Origin of the sequence: Bacillus sp. Root131 (genome assembly GCF_001429475.1) — a bacterium.
GTDB classification, from domain to species: Bacteria; Bacillota; Bacilli; order Bacillales; family Bacillaceae_G; genus Bacillus_A; species Bacillus_A thuringiensis_S.
Genome location: NZ_LMJQ01000009.1, coordinates 26,207 through 45,074 on the forward strand (window position 1 = coordinate 26,207; position 18,868 = coordinate 45,074).

The window sequence follows — 18,868 nt, forward strand, 5'->3', positions numbered from 1 at the left end:
TAAATGGGAGCTTATGAGATTAATGAACAGTTATTAACGAAAGAAGAGAAAAAAGAATTAACGATAAATAAAAATCAGCAAACAATTAGCAGAAAGAAAGAAGTGTTTCGTAAGTTTATATCGAATCCAATCGCAGTTTTAGGAACAGTGACGTTATTGCTAATTATTGTTTTCTCGCTTATTGGCGAAAGTTTAACTTCATTTACTGCGAGTGAACAAGTAAAAGAGGCAACAAATTTACCGCCGAGTAGTGAACATTGGTTTGGAACAGATGATCTAGGGAGAGATATTTGGGCACGTACTTGGGCTGGTGGGAAGATTTCACTAACAGTTGGATTAGTAGCAGCTGCCCTCGATATAGGGTTTGGTGTACTGATTGGTGGATTTAGTGGATATGTGAGAGGGCGTAATCGTCTTGGAACGTTAATAGATGAATGGATTATACGAGGGATTGAAGTGTTATATGGTATCCCATATTTATTAATTGTTATTTTACTATTGATCGTGATGAAACCAGGACTTTTTACAATTATAATCGCTCTTGCGTTAACAGGATGGATTGGCATGGCACGTCTCGTTAGAGCGCAGGTCTTGTCTTTAAAACAAAGAGAATTTGTTATTGCAGCAGAGCGATTAGGTACATCGCATATGAAGATTATATACGGACATATCATTCCGAATTTAACAGGCATTATTATCGTAAATTTATCATTTACAATTCCAGCAGCTATTTTTTCAGAATCATTTTTAAGCTTTATAGGACTTGGAGTACAATCACCAGCGGCAAGTTGGGGGACGATGACGAATGATGCACTCGGGACATTATTGAGCGGAGAATGGTGGCAGCTATTTTTCCCGGCAATCATGATTGCACTCATTATGTTCGCATTTAATGCAATTGGTGATGGTTTGCAAGATGCGATTGATCCAAAAATCGTCAAACGGAATCGAAAGGAGAAAAAACATGGCACAGCTCTTATCTTTAGAAAACGTAACATTGACCGTTGAAAAAGAGAATAGTAAGCAAGCAATTGTGAAGCATGTTTCCTTTTCTATTAATGAAGGTGAAATCGTTGCACTTGTAGGAGAAAGTGGTTCAGGAAAAAGTGTTACAGCACAATCTATTGTCGGATTAAATCAAGAATCTATTCATATCGATGATGGGAATATAGCTTTCCAAGCAAATGAATTAACGAATTTACAAGAGTCAGAATGGAATCAAATTCGCGGAAAAGATATTTCCTTTATATTTCAAGATCCGCTTTCATCTTTAAACCCAACGATGAAGGTAGGCAAACAAATTACAGAAGTAGTTTTGCAACATGGGAAAAAATCGAAAAGAGAAGCAAAGGAAATTGCGATTAACTTGTTAATGGGTTTAGGGATACATGAAGCAGAGAAACGCTTTGAACAGTACCCACATCAATTAAGCGGAGGTATGAGGCAGCGTATTTGTTTAGCAATTGCGTTTGCTTGTCACCCAAAGCTTGTAATTGCAGACGAGCCGACAACAGCGTTAGATGTAACGATTCAGAAACAAATTATGGGGCTATTAAAAGAAAGAAAAGAAAAACAAAATACGAGTATTTTATTAATTACACATGATTTGGCACTTGTACGTGAAGTAGCTGATCGAGTAGTTGTTATGTACGGGGGACGTGTTGTTGAAAAAGGAACGATACAGGAGGTAATAGGTTCTCCTAAACATCCATATACGAAAAGTTTATTACAAGCAATTCCGAATATGGATGATTCCGAAAAGGTATTACGTGCTATAGAAGGAACGACACCTTCCATTGAAACATTAAATAGCTTTGGTTGTCCTTTTGTAAATCGTTGTCCAGTAGCGATAAAAGAATGTATTCATCGTTTTCCAGAGAGAACCACATATTCTAAGGAGCATAGTTCACATTGTTGGCAACATGTTCTAGAGCATAATAAAGCGAAATCAAAAGAGAAGGTGAATGCCTCATGACGACAGATTTAATTACTATAAAGCAAGTAACGAAAACGTATGGAAGTAAAAGTAAAGAAATCACAGCGTTAAAAGACATATCACTTTCTATTCCGAAAGGAACAACACTTGGCATTATTGGTGAAAGTGGTTCAGGAAAAACAACACTTGGAAAGCTCATAGCAGGGATTGAGAGTCCAACGTCTGGTGAAATTGATTATAACGGTCAAGTCGTTCACAAGCTGAAATCAGCTCATAGGCGAGATTTTTTACAGAAAGTACAGTTCATTTTTCAAGATTCCACAGCAGCATTAAATCCGCGCTGGAAAGTACGCGATAGCGTAACGGAGGGTTATATTTCATTCGGTTTAGGTGATAAAGGATTAAAGGATAAAGTAGCAGGTGATGCGCTAGAACGTGTGGGATTAGATAGACGATATATCGATCGCTATCCGCACGAATTTAGCGGAGGACAACGTCAACGAATTGCTATTGCAAGAGCGTTATTGTGTGAGCCAGAAGTATTGATTCTTGATGAACCAATTTCAGCATTAGATGTTTCATTGCAAATTCAAATTGTACATCTGCTGCAAAAGATTCAAAAGGAACAAGGCTATACATATTTATTTATCGCACATGATTTGCCGATGGTTCACTATTTATGTGAAAAAGTGGCTGTCTTATATAAAGGAGAACTTGTTGAATTTGGAAATACGGACGAAGTGTTCTGTAATCCACAACATTCTTATACAAAAACACTATTGGCATCAACACCAAAAATTTCAGGTTAAAGGAGAATGTAGGATGAAGAAGTTTTTACTGTTTGTCATTATGACTGTTTTAGCAATTACTTCTGTCGCTTGCGGTAAGAAAGAGACGCAAAAGGCGAGTGCTGGTAAGGGAGAAGGAGATCGATTAGTAACGAATATTGGTAGCGATCCATATACACTTGATTCCGCTATTGCGACAGATAGCACGTCAGGTTATGTAATTGGACATTTATTCTCAAGCTTATATACGCAAGATAGTGATGGGAAATATCAAAATGAATTAGCAGAGAAAGAAGAAGTAAATGCTGATGGAACTGAGTATACAATTCATTTAAAGAAAGATATTAAATGGTCAGATGGTTCTGCTATTACAGCAAATGATTTTGAATTTGCATGGAAGCGATTATTGAATCCGAAAACGGGTTCTATGAATGCAACAGAAATGTATTTTATTAAAGGGGCAGAGGCATACAATACTGGAAAAGGTGAAGAAGGACAAGTTGGTATTCAAGTCGTTGATCCTCAAACATTAAAGGTAACTCTTGAACATCCAGTTGCTTCTATTAAACAGAAATTAGCAAGCTCATTATTTATTCCATTAGCTAAAAAGTCGATTGATGATAATAATAAATTAAAAACAGATCCAAAAGAGTTAATTACGAACGGGCCATTCACATTAAAAGAATGGAAGCATAATCAGGCTATTACAGTACAAAAAAATAAAGAATACTATGATAAAAAGGTAACATTAAAAGAAATTGAGTTTCGTATTATTCCAGATTCTAAAACAGCGTACCAATTATATAAATCAAAAGAATTAGATTTACTAAGCGGTTTACCGCAAGAAATGATTGAAAAAGAAAAAGGAAATAAAGAATATAAACGTGTTGCAGGATTTTCATCTTATATTTATTCGTTTAACGTAGAAAAAGAGCCATTCACAAATGCGAAAGTACGTAAAGCATTCTCATTAGCAGTTGATCGTAAGTTTATTGTTGAAAAACTGTATAAAAACAATGCACAAGAAGCAAATGCATTCGTTCCAGAAGGAGCAAAAACACAAAGTGGGCGTGATTTCCGTAAAGAAAAAGGTGGTTACGTTAAATTTGATCCAGCAGAAGCGAAAAAATTATTAGAAGAAGGCATGAAAGAACAAGGCTGGTCTACATTACCTGAAGTAACATTAAAATTCACTACAGATACACAACATAAAAAAGTAGCAGAAGCAATGCAAGAAATGTTTAAGAAAAATCTTGGCGTAGATATTAAATTAGAAAATAAAGAGTGGAAGAGTTACATCGACACATATAAGCAAAGTGATTTCCAATTGGCTTATATGGGATGGGGCGGTTCTTTATTAGATCCAATTACTAAATTAGATTTATATGCAGGTGATGGTCCAAACAATTATGCAAAATGGCATAATAAAGAATTTGATGCTTTAGTGAAGGAAGCAGAAGTTGAACAAAATGAAGATAAGCGTTTTGACTTATTGCATAAAGCGGAAGATATTATGTTTACAGATTCACCATTAATTCCAATTATATTCCCGTCGGATTCCTATTTACAAAAACAAACGGTATCTGGACTTCAATATTATGTTGGATCTAAACCAGATTTAAGATATGCAAAAATAAAGAAGTAGGCAATCGCCTACTTCTTTATTTTATTTCTCTTTTATATTCTTTTTTCGTTCCATCAGAGAAGACAACTTCTAAATCGAATTTTTGGTAGTCTTTATCAAGTTTGAACACGTTCACTACTTGATCGATTACTTCTTGGTCAGGAGTATCTTTATCAAATTTTAATTCTTGTAGAAGTGGGCTTAATTTTGTAATAGCCTCGTCACCTGTAAACTTTGCATTTGTTTTATGGTCTTCAAGCTTTGCTTCCATTTTCTTATCAGCGGCTACATTCTTATAATCAGCTTCGTAGTCTTTCTTCGTATCTTGATAGTCTGCATCTAAACTAAATTCATTAAAGTTTAGTTTTAAATCTGCAGGAGCCTCATTTTTTGCTTCTTCAGTCGTCTTTTTATTAGAAGTTGTGTCTTCTTTTGCAGGGGCTTTACATCCTGTTAATGCAGGTACTAGCATAAGAGCTAATAAAACTGATAGTAGAATTCTCATTATAAATTCCTCCTTATGTAAATTCATTCTATACAAGTTTTTCCCAAAAACATGTAATTATGTATGTGTTGAAAATAAATTATTATCCTGCAGTCACAAGGGCTCATCCGCAATTTAAATCAAAAATGATTTGTATGTATATGGTAAATTGAAGTTGTGAGGAGGTACTGAAATGCTTTCTAAAACGTATCAAACGATCGGTGAATTATTTCAAGCAACATATGCAGCAAATGGCTATTATACAATAATATTCGGAGGAGTTAGTTTAGAGAGAAATATTATTTCATTATTAGTTATTGTATTGGTTACACAATTAGTAGCAGTGACGACTTTAGCTATAAAAGGAATGGTAAAGGGAAGAGGAAGCTCTGTAGTTAAAGTTGTATAAAAGTAAAAGGTATCCTTCGTAGGATACCTTTTACTTTTGTTATTTTGCAACTTCTGTCCACTTATAGTTAAATTCACCGCCGAAGTCAGTCGTTACAAGTCCTTTAATGAAAGAGCGTTGTAAGTAAGAACGACCTTGTTGGTATAAAGGAGCGACAGCGCCGTCTTGTAATAGAATTTTTTCAGCTTGCTTCATTGCTTCAAAGCGTGCTTTTTCATCGCCAGCTAAATCTGTTTTCACTTTATGAATGAGCTCATCGTACTCTTTGTTAGAGTACTTATCGAAGTTATAAGCACTATCTGTTGTAAATAAATCTAAGAATGTAATTGGATCAGCGAAGTCAGGGCCCCAGCCGTCAATACCAATTTCATAGTCACCACTTAATAGTAGTTTCAACTGTTGTTTACGTGGTTGCGGTTTTAAATTCACTGTTAATCCATCTAAGTTCTTTTCTAACTCACCTTTTAAATATTCGCCAGTCTTTTTAGCTAAAGCATTGTCACTTGTTAATAGTTCGATTGTTACTTTGTCAGTACCAAGTTCTTGTTTTGCTTTTTTCCAGTTTTCTTTCGCTGTTTTCACATCATCCTTGACTAGATTTCCATTTTCTTTACGGAAGTCATTGCCTTCTGGACTTTTTGCAAATTTCGCAGGAACCATTCCTTCAGCTGGAACAGCACCGTTATTTAAAATTGTTTCTACGTATGCTTTTTTATTCATTGCGCCGTTAATAGCAAGGCGTGCATGTTGATTTTTTAATGTTTCATTTTTCTGATTTAGTCGTAAGAATTGAATGCCGACTTCAGCGCGTTCCTTGAAGTTTGGATCGCTCTTATATTTATCAACAAACTCTGCAGTTAAAGCAACGCGATCAATTTGTCCTGAATCATATAAATTCACTTCTGTAGACTTATCTTTAACGACATTGAAGTTGATTTCTTCTAATTTTACCGTTTTAGCATCCCAATAGTTAGGGTTTTTCTTCAATTGGAAACTTTGTTCGTGTTTCCAGTTATCTAATGTGAAAGCACCGTTGTAAATTAAATGATTTGTTTCTAAACCGTATTTATCGCCCTGAGACTTTAAGTACTCTTCATTAATTGGCAAGAATGTTGAGAATGTCGTTAAGCTTAAGAAGTAAGGAACAGGACGGTCTAGTTGTACTTCTAACGTTTTGTCATCAACAGCTTTGACCCCTAGTTGATCAATTGGTAATTGTTTTTGGTTTATTTGTTTCGCATTCTGTACATCGAAGAATAAGAATGCGTATTCAGCTGCTGTATCAGGATTTACGGCACGTTGCCAAGCAAAGACGAAGTCCTTTGCTGTAACAGGAGTACCGTTTGACCATTTTGAATCACGCAGATGGAATGTATATTTTGTTTTATCGGGACTAGTGTCAACCGACTCAGCAACACCAGGAATCGGTTTATTATCTTCTCCCATTGCATATAAACCTTCAAAAACATTGCGCATTACATTCATGGATTCCCCATCCGTTGCTTTTGCAACATCCATTGTTGGAATTTCTGAAGCGAATGATAAGTTAATTGCTTGTTTATCAGGTACTTTATCGTTTGCTTTCGCTCCGCCTGCATTATCTTTATTTCCCCCGCAAGCAGTTAGTAATAGACTTGCCCCTAAAACAGATGCAACAACAGGTACAACTTTTTTCTTCATTGTTCGTTCCTCCCTAAATGTGTTGTTCGTAACGTCATAATGTCCATGTCTTGAAGTAGCTATAGAAGGAGATGAAACCTATTATAAATATTTGTTTATAGGTAATCAGGTGTTCTATATGTATATACATGTTGAGCTATAATCTATCGTTATATGTTTCAACGTAGTAGACATTATATTTTGATGGTGAAATATTTTGTTTCTTTGATTATTTAGAATATTAACACTGGAAAGAACTATATGTCAATAATAAAAATAGAATGTTAATTTCTTAGAATAATATATTAAAAAAGTAGATTCTCTTGTGTGAGAGAACCCGCTTTTAATATATTTTGCTAAAAAAACAATTGGTGTGGGCTAATAATAAGTGGGGATGAAGAACCCTCACTTATTACGGTTTTACTTTATTTTTCAATTTTTGCCCACTTGAAATTTAATTGACCCGCAAAGTCTACTTGCACAATTCCTTTCACATAAGAACGTTCTAAATAAGATTCGCCTTTTTGGTAAAGAGGAGCGATAACAGAGTCTTTAAATAATATTTTCTCGGATGCTAGTAATGCTTCCCAGCGAGCTTTTTCATCACCAGCTAAAGTTGTTTTCACTTTTGCTATTGTTTCATCGAATTCCTTATTAGAGTAATGATCTAAGTTATAAGGGTTATTCGTTGTAAATAGCTCAAGGAATGTAATTGGATCCGCAAAGTCAGGGCTCCAGCCGTCAATTCCGATTTCGTAGTCACCTTTTAATAAAAGCGAAACTTGTTGCTTACGCGGTTGCGGTTTTATATTTACTGTTAATCCATCTAAATTCTTTTCTAGTTGCCCTTTTAAGAATTCACCAGTTTTCTTATCAAGGTCAGCATCACTCGTTAATAATTCTAATGTTATCTTTTCAGAACCAAGCTCTTGTTTAGCTTTTTTCCATAACTCTTGTGCAGATTTTGTATCAACTTTTGTTAAATCGCCGTTTGCAGTACGGAAGTCTTTTCCTTCAGGTCCTTTTGCAAAGTTTTTTGGAACGAGACCAAGTGTTGATGTAGAGCCATCATTTAATAACGTATTTACAAAGGATTTTCTATCAATTGTTTGATTAATTGCTTGGCGTGCAGAAACATTTTGAAGTACTTTGTTTTGTTGATTCATACGTAAAAATTGTACGCCTACGTTTGGACGTTCTTTAAAGTTAGCATCCTTTTTATATTTATCGACAAAGTCAGATGTTAGTTTTATACGATCTAATTGTTTTGACTCGAATAAATTTACTTCTGTTGATTTTTCTTTTACGACGTTAAAATTGATTTCTTCTAGTTTGACAGTATCTTTATCCCAATAGGTAGGGTTTTTCTTGAATTTAAAGCTTTGTTCGTGCTTCCAATCGCTTAGTGTAAAAGCTCCATTGTACAAGATTGTATGATCTTCTAAAGCGTACTTATCACCTTGTGCTCTAAAGAATTCCTCGTTAATTGGTAGAAATGTTGGGAACGCTGTTAAGCTAATAAAATACGGAACAGGACGCTCCAATTCTACCTCAAACGTATGGTCATCAACTGCTTTTACACCAAGTTGGTCGGCTGGAAGTTCTTTGTTGTTAATTTTTGTTGCATTTTTAATATCAAAGAATAGAAATGCATATTCAGAGGCTGTTGCTGGATCTACGGCTCTCTGCCAAGCGAACACAAAATCTTTCGCTGTAACAGGAGTGCCGTTTGACCATTTTGAATCTCGCAGGTGGAATGTGTATTTTGTTTTATCGCCACTTACTTCATGAGATTTTGCAACGCCAGGGAAAGGTTTGTTACCTTCACCAAGATTATACAAACCTTCAAATACGTTTCTCATTACTTGACCAGAATCAGTATCTGTAGCACGGGCCGTATCCATTGTTCGTATTTCAGTAGGTGAAGATAAATTTAAAACCTGTTTGCTAGGTGCCTCGTCTTTTGCATTTGCTCCGCTTGCTTCGTTTTTATAACTACCGCAACCAGTTAATAAAATACTTACTCCTACAACTGATGCAATACCGGGTACAAACTTCTTTTTCATTTGATTTTCCTCCTAAATAATTAAGTTTGGATGATGATGAGGGAAATGAAAAATAAAAAATCCCTCTTTTCATATTGAGAAAGAGGGATTTTTACGTACAAGTTATGCACCCGTATATAAACGAAGTCCCTCATTCTATCTTTCAAGCATAAAGCTTGCAGGAAGTGGCACAGTATTCAAAATGAACCTGCTGCCGAGGTTTCAAAGGGCCAGTCCCTCCACCTCTCTTGATACAATGAGTAAACGAATAAATTTTATTAATTTTTGTGTTTCTTTGATAATTCAAAATCTTACACCTTGAACAATGAAGTGTCAACCAAATGGAATATAGTTTAAATTTTCAGTTATCTCAAATGAAAAAACCACTGCATATGGCAGTGGTTTTTCGCTTAGAAGTTAAAGTTATCTGGATCTGGACCAACGCGACGATCTTCATTTAAAGCTTGAATTGCTTTCATATCATCAGCACTTAATTCAAAGTCGAAGATGTTTGCATTTTCAATAATGCGATGTTCTTTAATTGATTTAGGGATTGTTACAACTTCGTTTTGTAAATCCCAGCGTAAAATAATTTGCGCAGTTGATTTATTATATTTTGTCGCAATTTCTTGTAACGTTGGATTATCTAGTAGTTGTCCTTGCATTAATGGTGACCAAGCTTCAAGCTGGATATTATGTTCTTTACAGAAAGCGTGTAACTCTTCTTGTGCTAAACGTGGGTGGTATTCCACTTGGTTGACCATTGGCTTAATTTCAGCAATTTCAAATAAGTCTTGTAAGTGGTGAATGTGGAAATTACTCACACCGATAGCGCGAACACGGCCATCTTTATAAAGCTTTTCTAATGCTTTCCATGATTCGGTATATTTCCCTTTTACAGGCCAATGTACTAAATATAAATCTAAATATTCTAGACCTAATTTCTCTAATGTAGTTTCAAATGCTTGAAGTGTTGTTTCATATCCTTGATCGCTATTCCATACTTTTGAGGTAATAAATAATTCTTCACGTGAAACACCGGATTCACGAATCGCTTGTCCAACGCCTTCTTCATTTTGATAGATTGCTGCAGTATCGATGCTGCGGTAGCCATTTTTAATTGCTGCTTTTACAGAATCAATTACTTCTGAACCATCTTCTACTTTAAAAACACCTAAACCAAACCAAGGCATTTTTACACCGTTATGTAATGTTGTATAGTCCTTTAAACTTGTTAAAGTCATATTATTTCCCCCTAGCTTTTTTGTTTGTTGCTTCTACTGCTTTTTGAATTGCCTCTGAAAAATTATATTCATATAAAGTTTTGAGACCCTCAGCTGTGGAACCACCTGGCGTTGTTACTTGTTCGCGGAGGTTAGCTGGATCTTGCGTTTGTTCGAGCATAGAAGCAGAGCCAGAAATCATTTGAATGACAAGATGTTTTGCGGTTTCTTCATCGACTCCATAACTTTTTGTTGCTTCAATTAAGCTTTCAGCAAAGTAATAAAGGAAGGCTGGTGCACTTCCAGTAACTGCAGTAAGCTGATGAACTTCTTCCTCAGTACAAAGTTGCGAAGTACCAATACCTCTTAAAAGCAGTTGCAGGGTTTCTTGATGCATCTCTTTTATTGATTGTCCCATTGTATATAAGGAGATAGAATTTCCAATTTCAGCAGCTGTATTAGGCATAATCCAAGCAACAGGCGTGCCTTTTGGGAGTCTAGCTTCTAAATAAGATGGTCCAATGCCAGCTGCTACTGTTACGACAAGTTGATTTGATATTAACGGAGATAGCTCAGCTAATAACTCTTCATGAGCAGAAGGTGGCATTGCTAAAACAACCGTATCGACAGATGTAACATGCTGCTTCCAATCTGTTGCAGTAGACACATTATATCGATGTTGTAACTGTTTTAGTTTTTCTGCGTTGCTTCGGTTAGAGACGATAATTTCTTCGATGTACTCTTTGCTTGTTTTAAGTAATCCGGAAAATATAGCTTCGGCCATACGACCGGCACCAATAAATAAAATTCGATGTTTAGTTAGCATATCCTTTATTCCTTTCTAGTAGAGATATGTTATAAAAACGATATCATCTTTAAGAGAATTTTGTAAAAAGAAAAGACTTACCGTAGATGGAATGGATAATGGGAAGGCGGAAATTCATGGTAAAGGAAAGGGCTATTACTTATACTGGTTTCTACGTCATACTAATATTAGCTGTTATTAATCTCTTTATATGTGTAGCTGGTTTGCTAGAGTGGAAGAGCAATTATAAGGGGCAAGAACATACAAATAATTATATCTAGAAAATAATTAGAATTGAAAAACCCCTGAAGCATATATGCTTCAGGGGTTTACTGATAGAATATAAGATTATGCTTTTGTCATACCAAGTAATACAGCACCGCCGATAATTAAAACACTGCCTAGTGCAATAAAGATCAATTGACGTTTTGTTTTCTTTTCACCTAAGAAGACAATTGCACCGAATGTTGAGATAACGATTCCAGTTTGAGATAATGGGAAGCTTGTTGCTACTCCGACACGTGGTAATGAAAGAAGTAAGAATAAGTTTCCCGTTCCCCATAGTAAACCGGATAAAGCATTACGAATTGCATATTTGTTAAATGGTTTATGTTTAGACGTCAGTACAACCGCACCAACAAACATACCAACTGCTTGTGGTAAAATAGCAGACCAACCATCGATATTATACCAACGAATAATAATTACATATACAAGATAGCCGAAAGTAGAAACAATTAAAGTAAGAAGTCCTTTTTTCAATTGTCCTGGTGGCTGAGCATTTTCTTTATCATCTAGTGATGTGAATACAACACCAACTACGATTAATAGGATTGCAATCGTTCCCAGAACAATTGTTGTCGTAGTAGTCCATTCACGGAAAGCGATAACCCCAAAGATAGAAGTTGCAACAAGTTGCATACCAGTAGAAATTGTTACGGTAGTTGAAACACCTAGTTTTTCAACTGTTTTTAATTGGTTTACTTGTCCTAAAGCCCAGAATAAACCTGAAATAAAACCAACAATTAAGACTGTCATTGTTAAAGCTGGTTGAGTAAATACATACATAATTGTTGCGAAGAATAGAGCACCGATTGTCATACCTACCGTTTGGCTATATGCACCACCGCCCATTTTTACGCTTACTAATAAGATGTTTCCCCATGCAATTGCAGGAAGAAGCGCTAATAAAATGTCCATTACAAGACTCCCTTCGGTTTCCTATACCAATATAATTACATATCGTTCTAACGATCGGTAATGCCCCACTAATAGAGTAGAAGATTACCGATCGCTAAAACAGGATGAAGAATTCACGATATAAATGCGTTTTCATTTCTTCATTTTTTGAAACACCTCCATATAATAACAGGAAATTGCCTATTTTAGAAAGTGAATTCAAATAAAATGTATATTTCAATAAGAGGTAAAATTCAGTTATTTCCCAACGACTTATTTATTTCCTAAGAAATAAATAAGCAGCTTCCAAAAAAGCTGCTTTAAAGGTTAGTAATTCTTTTGTTAATAAGCTGAATACATAGCAGAAATAGGAGTGACATACTAATAGTGATAACCACAAGTGTCCAGGCGAGTTGCATATTACTTGCGTCAATGGCCATGTAAATTGCAGTTGGGATTGTCTGTGTTTTACCAGGAATGTTCCCGGCAAACATGAGTGTAGCACCAAACTCACCGAGCGCGCGGACAAAGCTCAAAATCATCCCGCTTAGTAATGCAGGAAATGCGAGCGGAAGTGTAACGTGCAGAAAAACTTGATATTCACTTGCGCCAAGGTCACGAGCACTTTCTTCAATTTGTACATTTGCGATAGAAAATCCCGTTTTCGCTGATTGGTACATAAGCGGAAATGCAACAACTGTAGAAGCGATGATCGCAGCGGTAGATGTGAACATAATAGACTGCTGAAATAATGATTCAACCCACCTTCCAATCGGGCTGTTGTTTCCAAAGATGATAATGAGAAAGAAGCCGATAACAGTTGGTGGAAGTACCATTGGTAATAAAAATATGGTTTCTAATAGTACTTTATATCGCCATGAGGAGCGAGCTAGTGCTCGCCCGACAATCGTCCCTAAAATTGTAACGAGAATAGTGGCACACGCAGCTACTCTTAAAGATAGAAAGACAGGCGATATAATAGCATCAATGCTCATAGTAATTACGACAGGACTGTAAATCCATATTTCTTAAAGATAGATTGTGCATCTTTTGACTGCAAATACTCATAAAATGAAGTCGCCTCTTTCTTATGTTTAGATTCCTTTATAACACCTAAAGGATAGTGGATTGGCTCATGAGAAGTAGCTGCTGCTGTTTCACCAATCTTTACTTTATCTGAAATGAGAGCATCTGTTTTGTATACGATACCAGCATCGATATTCCCTGTTTCTACATATGTTAACACTTGGCGAACATCTTTTGTAAATACGACTTTATTTTGAACATCATTCCAAAGGTTTTCGTGTGTTAGAGAAGCCTTTGCATATTTTCCAGCAGGTACAGATTCAGGTGTACCAAGTGCAATTTTTTTGATTTTCTCATCTTTTAAATCTTGAAATTTTGTAAGAGAACTATCTTTAGGGATGACTAGAACTAGTTCATTTCCAAGAAGATTTTTCCCTTCTTTTTCATTAATGAATCCTTTCTTTACAAGGGTTTGGAATTTATCTTCTGCTGCAGAGAAGAATAAATCAGCAGGTGCACCTTGTTCAATTTGTTGTTGAAGTGCTCCAGAAGCACCGAAGTTAAAAGAAAGTTTGATATTTGGCTCTTTTTCTTTATATTGTTTTTCAATTTCTTTTAATGCATCTTGTAAGCTTGCAGCAGCTGAGATAGTCAGTTCAACTGTTTTATCTTCTTTAGCAGCTGACTTTGTATTCTTTTCCCCACTTGTACAAGCAGCACTAAATATAAGAAGGAAAGAAAGTATAAGTGCCCCAATAGAACGTAATGTAAATTTATTCATAAAAAAATCCCCTTTCGTTTTGATATAACTAATTATAACTAAGTATAACTAAATATAACTAGTTATAATTGAATATAATTTGAACATATATCTATTTTTAAAAAATAGGAGAAATATTCTTTTCTTTGTTACAATGAAAGGAGAAAGTGAGGAATCGTCTATGGATCATCATTCCTACACAACGGAAGAAGTAGCAAAGCGATTAAAGGTATCAAAATTAACTGTATACGACTTAATTAAAAAAGGAGAACTTCCTTCTTATAGAGTTGGTAGACAGATGCGCATTGATGCAGTGGATTTAGATCAATATATAAAACAAATGAAAACAGGAAAGGTACAAGTTACTCCTGTGAAAAACGATGGTAGTAGTATCTTGAACACGTGTATTATTAGTGGTCAAGAACTAACGTTAGATATGTTAGCTAAACGTATAGAAAATCGTTTGCCAAGTTCTAATGTTTTAAGAGCGTATCAAGGTAGCTTAACAAGTTTAGTGAAAATGTATCAAGGAGAAGGAAGTATCGTTAGTTTGCATTTGTTTGATGGTGAAACGGGTACATATAATGTTCCTTACGTAAAACGCATTTTAGTAGGTCAACCATGTATTATGATTAATTTATTGTCCAGAAATGTAGGGTTTTATGTCCAAAAAGGAAATCCGAAGAAAATAAAGACATGGGCTGACATATCCGGATCCACTATAAAGTTTGTAAATCGAGAAAAGGGTTCTGGTATTAGAGTGTTAGTGGATGAACAATTACGAATCCAAAAATTAAATAAAGCTGATATTAGTGGATATGAATGGGAAGAATCGAATCATCTGGGTGTTGCCACGCAAGTTGCAAATGGAAAAGCTGATGTAGGAGTAGGTTCAGAAAAGTTTTCGCAAATTGTAAATGTGGACTTTATTCCAATCATGAAAGAACAGTATGATTTAGTAATTTTGAAGAATAAAGAAAATGAAGAGCTGATTGAAGTCGTGAAAGACATTCTGCAATCGGAAGAATTTCATAATGAATTAAATGCAATTGGCGGATATGATACTAAGAAAACAGGTCAAATTATATATGAAACAAACTAAAAAGCTGCTTGTCTATAAGACGAACAGCTTTTTCTATATATAAAGGGGTTTGGGGAAACAAAGTATTAAATAAGACCTTGAGCAAGTGTGTAAATGAAAGCTGTAAGAAGAGTAGCTCCACTTGCAAGTCCGATAAAGTGAAACTTTAATCAGTGAGGGCGGGGTATCCCTCGCTGATTATTAGTTGAACCAATCGGGCTTTTACGGGCAGTTGATCCTAAACCTAACTTCTTTGATTTCGCTGAATTTTGAAGTGGGAGTCTTACTGCCCGTTAATGCGGGGTAAAGTCTGATTTGTTGAAAGTAATGTTGTTCATTATAATCTCTCCTTATTTGTTTAATGTAGTTGCAACAGCTTTTGCATCGACAAGTGCGGATAGCACCATGCCCATTGTATTTAAAAATTTATTTGATTTCATATTGTTCATCATGCGTATCCGCTCCTTTTCGAATTGTTGTTGCCCTGCTTATGTCTTAATTATAGGAAATATGTCCACTTGCAACTATCGAATTAGCTTACGAAAGACTTACACTTTTGTAAGAAAAAAAGACATTCATGTAAGAATGTCTTTCACAGCATATTGATATGATGATGTTCTTCAATTGTTTTTAAAAAACTACGCATTGAATTCGTCATATAGCTATCTTTACGGCGTATGAAAACCGTTGAAATACTGCCGTATTTTTCAGGGATTGCATGACAATGTACCTTACCTGCTTTAGAAAGATGATGGACAGCAGACTGTGGTACGAGTGTAATTCCGAGGCCGAGTGCAACGCTGTTTAATATTGTCTCTAATATATTGAATTCCATAATTCTTTTTGGTAGCAAACCTTCGTCTTTCAGCCATCGTTCTAGTTTGGAACGGTATCCACATCCTTGGTTAAAAACGAGTAGAGGCGTTGTTGTAAATTCTTCTATATGAAAAGCTTTATTTTGTGTTACAAGCATTAATTTTTCTGTACTAACATCGTATTGTTCGATTAGTGGATGTTTAATAGGACCTGATATAAAGGCACCATCTAATTGATGATCAAGTACTTCTCTAATCAATTCTTCTGTTAGACCCGCTTGTAATGATAAATCGACATTCGGATAGCTTTTATAGTAAGAAGATAAAATGGTAGGTAATGTACTTACTGTTTCTACTGTACCGATTTTTAATATACCGGAGGGTGTTTCACTATCTAAAAATACTTGTTTTAGTTCGTCGACATCTTGCAAAATTTTATTAACATAAACGAGCATTTTTCTTCCTTCAGCTGTTAAAGTCATGCCTCGTTTATGGCGGTAAAAGAGTGGGGTTTTTAATTCGTTTTCTAGTTGTTTAATACGTGCAGTTACATTTGATTGTACATAATTTAATTCCTTTGCTGCGTTACTTACACTACCCTGGTCGGCAACGCTTTTAAAGATTTGTAAGTCTCTTAATTCCATTTTGTAATCCCCCTTGATGTTAACTATCATTATAAATGATAGTTAACATCATTTTGAATCATTTTACGTGATATATTTTTTCTTTTACAATTCTCTTTGTGCAAATAGAAAGAAACGGGGGATTGCGGTGAGAAGAGGTCAAATGATAATAGGGGCTTTAGCTTGTTTAATTGCGAGTATGTCATGGGGAGCGATGTTTCCAGTTGCTGATCATGCGCTAGAATACATAGATCCATTTTATTTTTCGCTTATTCGCTATGGAGCGGTGGCGATCGTACTGATTGTATTGTTGTTAATGAAAGAAGGAAAACAGGCATTTCGTTTAGAGGGAAGAGGAAAGTTACTCGTCTTTTTTGGAACGATGGCATTTACAGTATATAATGTCCTCATATTTTTAGGGCAAATGTTAATGGGTAAGTCGGGTGTAATGGTAGCTTCCATTATGGAGGCACTTATGCCGATGATTTCTATTTGTATTTTATGGGGATATAAGCATATAAAACCGAAGAAGTATATGATAACGAGTATGGTTATTGCTTTTGTAGGAGCTGTGTTTGTTATTACAAAAGGTGACATGAGTTTCTTTGTAACATTGAAAGATAATATGTTCTCATTAGCATTTATATTTATTGGTGTTGTAGGCTGGGTTATTTATACGATGGGTGGTCAAACTTGTAGTGATTGGTCAACATTACGTTATTCTACGTTGACGTGTGTATTCGGTACGACTGTTACAGGAATTATAACGGTAATTATTACGTCGCTTGGATATATTTCAGTTCCGAGTATGGGAACGATTTCTATTGTAAAATATGATTTGTTATTTATGATGACATTGCCAGGTATTGTAGCGCTACTTGCTTGGAACTACGGTGTGAAAATTTTATCATCCATTAATGGGATTTTATTTATTAATTTTGTACCAATTACGACTTTAGCTATTATGATGATGCAAGGGTATCAAATCACAATGTTTGATATTATAGGGACTGTACTTGTTATTGCAGCGCTTATTCGCAATAACGTTTGTCAGAGAAAAGAAGAAAATATAAATAAGAGAGTTTTACAAGAAGAGCAATTACGTCAAGCTGTTTAATAGGCAAATGGAGGATTTCACATGTTAGAAAGTTTATTGTTTTTCTTCGCCGTCGGAGTTGCCTGTGAGCTTGCAGCAATTAATCGAAATGGTCGTAAAAAGATAAAACAACAAGCTGAGCTGATACAGCTTTTAAAAGAATTGAAAGAAAGAAAAAATTAAAAAGACGACCGGGCATAGACGGTCGTCTTTTTCTATATAAAGGGGAAAGGGGACACAAAGTTATACAAGCGTAGCAGCGTAAATGAAAGCAGTAAGAAGAAGAGAGCCGCTAGCTAATCCTAAAAAATCTAATTTGTTAAAAGTACTGTTATTCATAATACATTCTCCTTACTTGTTTAATGTAGAAGAAACAGCTTTTGCATCGAAAAGAGCTGATAATACCATGCCCATTGTATTTAAGAAATTGTTCGTTTCCATTTTGTTCATCATATTAATCCACTTCTTTTCGAATAATTGTTGCCCTGTTTCTGACTTAATTGTATGAAATATAGTAAGAAGTAACTATCGAATTAGCTTACAAGAAAATTACACTTTTGTAAGAATTGAAATTTAACAATTCATACTTAATTTTATTACCAACTCCTAAAACTTAGTGTTATAATTGTTATAAGAATATGATTATACTTCGGATGTTTAGAAAGGAACGAAACAAATGTATAAACCAATTACATTTTTGTTGAAATATATATTTAAAACAGCTGGAAAAGTAGAAGTACAAGGAAGAGAAAAGCTACCAGAAGGTGGACCGTATGTTGTTGCATGTACACATACAAGTTTTATGGATGTATTAATGTTAGCTACAGGGATGTATCCAACTCAAATTCATTACATGGCCAAAAAAGAATTATTTGAAGGGAAATTCAAAAAATGGTTCTTTAAAAATGTAAATGCATTCCCTGTAGATCGTGCGAACCCAGGACCAAGTACACTTAAAATTCCATCACGTTTATTAAAAGAAGGAAAGGTAGTAGGGATTTTTCCGAGTGGAACGAGATCAGCGGAAGATGTTTCATTAAAAGCGGGTGCTGTGACAATTGCGATGCGTTCTAATGTTCCGTTAGTACCAGCAGCTTATGTTGGTCCATCAAGTGTAAAAGAATTAATAAAGGGGAAAAAGGCACAATTGATTTTTGGAGATCCAATTCAAATTGAGGCTGGAGAACAAATAGATCGAAAAACCGCTATGAAAATGATGACAGATCAATTAAATGAGAAGTTTGAGGAGTTAAAAGAAGCTTTGCAATCAAATCAAAAATAAGAAAAGACGACCGGGCATAGACGGTCGTCTTTT

Annotated in this window: 19 protein-coding genes, 1 pseudogene and 1 riboswitch; of the genes and pseudogenes, 9 read left to right on the top strand and 11 right to left on the bottom strand. The window is 35.2% G+C overall.

Annotation, left to right across the window (positions count from 1 at the left end; all coding sequences use genetic code 11):
* Positions 1–3 precede the first annotated feature (3 nt).
* From ASE54_RS19840 to ASE54_RS19855, 4 genes are read left to right on the top strand one after another with little or no spacing between them, the layout of a single operon-like run.
* Positions 4–1,008: an ABC transporter permease gene (locus tag ASE54_RS19840; protein ID WP_000501536.1), complete on the top strand. Its 1,005-nt coding sequence runs from the start codon at positions 4–6 to the stop codon at positions 1,006–1,008.
* Positions 965–1,975 carry an ABC transporter ATP-binding protein gene (locus tag ASE54_RS19845; protein ID WP_000057891.1) on the top strand — a complete coding sequence of 337 codons (1,011 nt, stop codon included), beginning with the start codon at positions 965–967 and terminating at the stop codon, positions 1,973–1,975. Before ASE54_RS19840 ends, ASE54_RS19845 begins: the two co-directional genes overlap by 44 nt.
* The gene (locus tag ASE54_RS19850) at positions 1,972–2,745 is read left to right on the top strand and encodes an ATP-binding cassette domain-containing protein (protein ID WP_000205646.1); all 774 of its coding nucleotides are present in this window, start codon (positions 1,972–1,974) and stop codon (positions 2,743–2,745) included. The genes ASE54_RS19845 and ASE54_RS19850 overlap by 4 nt, the downstream gene beginning before the upstream one ends.
* 13 nt (positions 2,746–2,758) lie before the next feature.
* The gene (locus ASE54_RS19855) at positions 2,759–4,369 is read left to right on the top strand and encodes a peptide ABC transporter substrate-binding protein (protein ID WP_000714110.1); all 1,611 of its coding nucleotides are present in this window, start codon (positions 2,759–2,761) and stop codon (positions 4,367–4,369) included.
* Positions 4,370–4,385: 16 nt separating this feature from the next.
* Here the strand turns inward: ASE54_RS19855 and ASE54_RS19860 are convergent, their stop codons facing one another.
* Entirely contained in the window at positions 4,386–4,853 is a 468-nt protein-coding gene (locus ASE54_RS19860) for a YusW family protein (RefSeq protein WP_001221557.1), read from the bottom strand.
* Positions 4,854–5,025: 172 nt separating this feature from the next.
* Between ASE54_RS19860 and ASE54_RS19865 the strand changes: the two genes are divergently transcribed.
* Positions 5,026–5,241: a hypothetical protein gene (locus ASE54_RS19865; protein ID WP_000949587.1), complete on the top strand. Its 216-nt coding sequence runs from the start codon at positions 5,026–5,028 to the stop codon at positions 5,239–5,241.
* Between the two features lie 39 nt (positions 5,242–5,280).
* On the opposite strand, the gene ASE54_RS19870 is transcribed toward ASE54_RS19865, so the two are convergent.
* The 7 genes from ASE54_RS19870 to modA form a co-directional block, all read right to left on the bottom strand.
* The gene (locus tag ASE54_RS19870) at positions 5,281–6,921 is read right to left on the bottom strand and encodes a peptide ABC transporter substrate-binding protein (RefSeq protein WP_000731067.1); all 1,641 of its coding nucleotides are present in this window, start codon (positions 6,919–6,921) and stop codon (positions 5,281–5,283) included.
* Between the two features lie 404 nt (positions 6,922–7,325).
* Entirely contained in the window at positions 7,326–8,966 is a 1,641-nt protein-coding gene (locus ASE54_RS19875; RefSeq protein WP_000726450.1) for a peptide ABC transporter substrate-binding protein, read from the bottom strand.
* 132 nt (positions 8,967–9,098) lie between these two features.
* Positions 9,099–9,203: riboswitch (SAM riboswitch) on the bottom strand.
* A gap of 152 nt (positions 9,204–9,355) precedes the next feature.
* Complete coding sequence (locus ASE54_RS19880; protein WP_000176911.1) at positions 9,356–10,189, bottom strand: aldo/keto reductase; 834 nt, start codon at positions 10,187–10,189, stop codon at positions 9,356–9,358.
* A 1-nt stretch (position 10,190) separates the two neighbouring features.
* A complete protein-coding gene (gene proC / locus ASE54_RS19885; RefSeq protein ID WP_000956242.1) occupies positions 10,191–10,994 on the bottom strand; it encodes a pyrroline-5-carboxylate reductase in 804 nt (267 codons plus the stop codon).
* 327 nt (positions 10,995–11,321) lie between these two features.
* On the bottom strand, positions 11,322–12,173 hold the full coding sequence (locus ASE54_RS19895; RefSeq protein ID WP_000353549.1) for a GRP family sugar transporter: 852 nt from the start codon (positions 12,171–12,173) through the stop codon (positions 11,322–11,324).
* 299 nt (positions 12,174–12,472) lie between these two features.
* A complete protein-coding gene (modB, locus tag ASE54_RS19900; protein ID WP_000020519.1) occupies positions 12,473–13,147 on the bottom strand; it encodes a molybdate ABC transporter permease subunit in 675 nt (224 codons plus the stop codon).
* Positions 13,148–13,152: 5 nt separating this feature from the next.
* A complete protein-coding gene (gene modA / locus ASE54_RS19905; RefSeq protein WP_001032237.1) occupies positions 13,153–13,959 on the bottom strand; it encodes a molybdate ABC transporter substrate-binding protein in 807 nt (268 codons plus the stop codon).
* A gap of 160 nt (positions 13,960–14,119) precedes the next feature.
* Here modA and ASE54_RS19910 point away from each other — a divergent pair, with 160 nt between their 5' ends.
* The gene (locus tag ASE54_RS19910) at positions 14,120–15,040 is read left to right on the top strand and encodes a substrate-binding domain-containing protein (RefSeq protein WP_014895373.1); all 921 of its coding nucleotides are present in this window, start codon (positions 14,120–14,122) and stop codon (positions 15,038–15,040) included.
* Between the two features lie 65 nt (positions 15,041–15,105).
* Here ASE54_RS19910 and ASE54_RS35885 read toward each other — a convergent pair.
* Positions 15,106–15,177 (bottom strand): annotated as a pseudogene (locus tag ASE54_RS35885) (DUF3948 family protein); the annotation flags it as partial.
* A 434-nt stretch (positions 15,178–15,611) separates the two neighbouring features.
* Positions 15,612–16,478, bottom strand: coding sequence for a LysR family transcriptional regulator (locus ASE54_RS19915; protein WP_000423024.1), 867 nt, complete (start codon positions 16,476–16,478; stop codon positions 15,612–15,614).
* A 127-nt stretch (positions 16,479–16,605) separates the two neighbouring features.
* On the opposite strand from ASE54_RS19915, the gene ASE54_RS19920 reads away from it, so the two are divergent.
* Positions 16,606–17,574 carry a DMT family transporter gene (locus ASE54_RS19920; RefSeq protein WP_016083974.1) on the top strand — a complete coding sequence of 323 codons (969 nt, stop codon included), beginning with the start codon at positions 16,606–16,608 and terminating at the stop codon, positions 17,572–17,574.
* A 21-nt stretch (positions 17,575–17,595) separates the two neighbouring features.
* Positions 17,596–17,736 (top strand): YrzO family protein, encoded by a 141-nt coding sequence (locus ASE54_RS34910; protein ID WP_000894065.1) that lies wholly within the window; start codon positions 17,596–17,598, stop codon positions 17,734–17,736.
* Positions 17,737–17,796: 60 nt separating this feature from the next.
* Here the strand turns inward: ASE54_RS34910 and ASE54_RS35890 are convergent, their stop codons facing one another.
* Positions 17,797–17,892: a DUF3948 family protein gene (locus ASE54_RS35890; protein ID WP_001066117.1), complete on the bottom strand. Its 96-nt coding sequence runs from the start codon at positions 17,890–17,892 to the stop codon at positions 17,797–17,799.
* A gap of 337 nt (positions 17,893–18,229) precedes the next feature.
* Here ASE54_RS35890 and ASE54_RS19925 point away from each other — a divergent pair, with 337 nt between their 5' ends.
* On the top strand, positions 18,230–18,835 hold the full coding sequence (locus ASE54_RS19925; protein ID WP_000277776.1) for a 1-acyl-sn-glycerol-3-phosphate acyltransferase: 606 nt from the start codon (positions 18,230–18,232) through the stop codon (positions 18,833–18,835).
* Positions 18,836–18,868 lie beyond the last annotated feature (33 nt).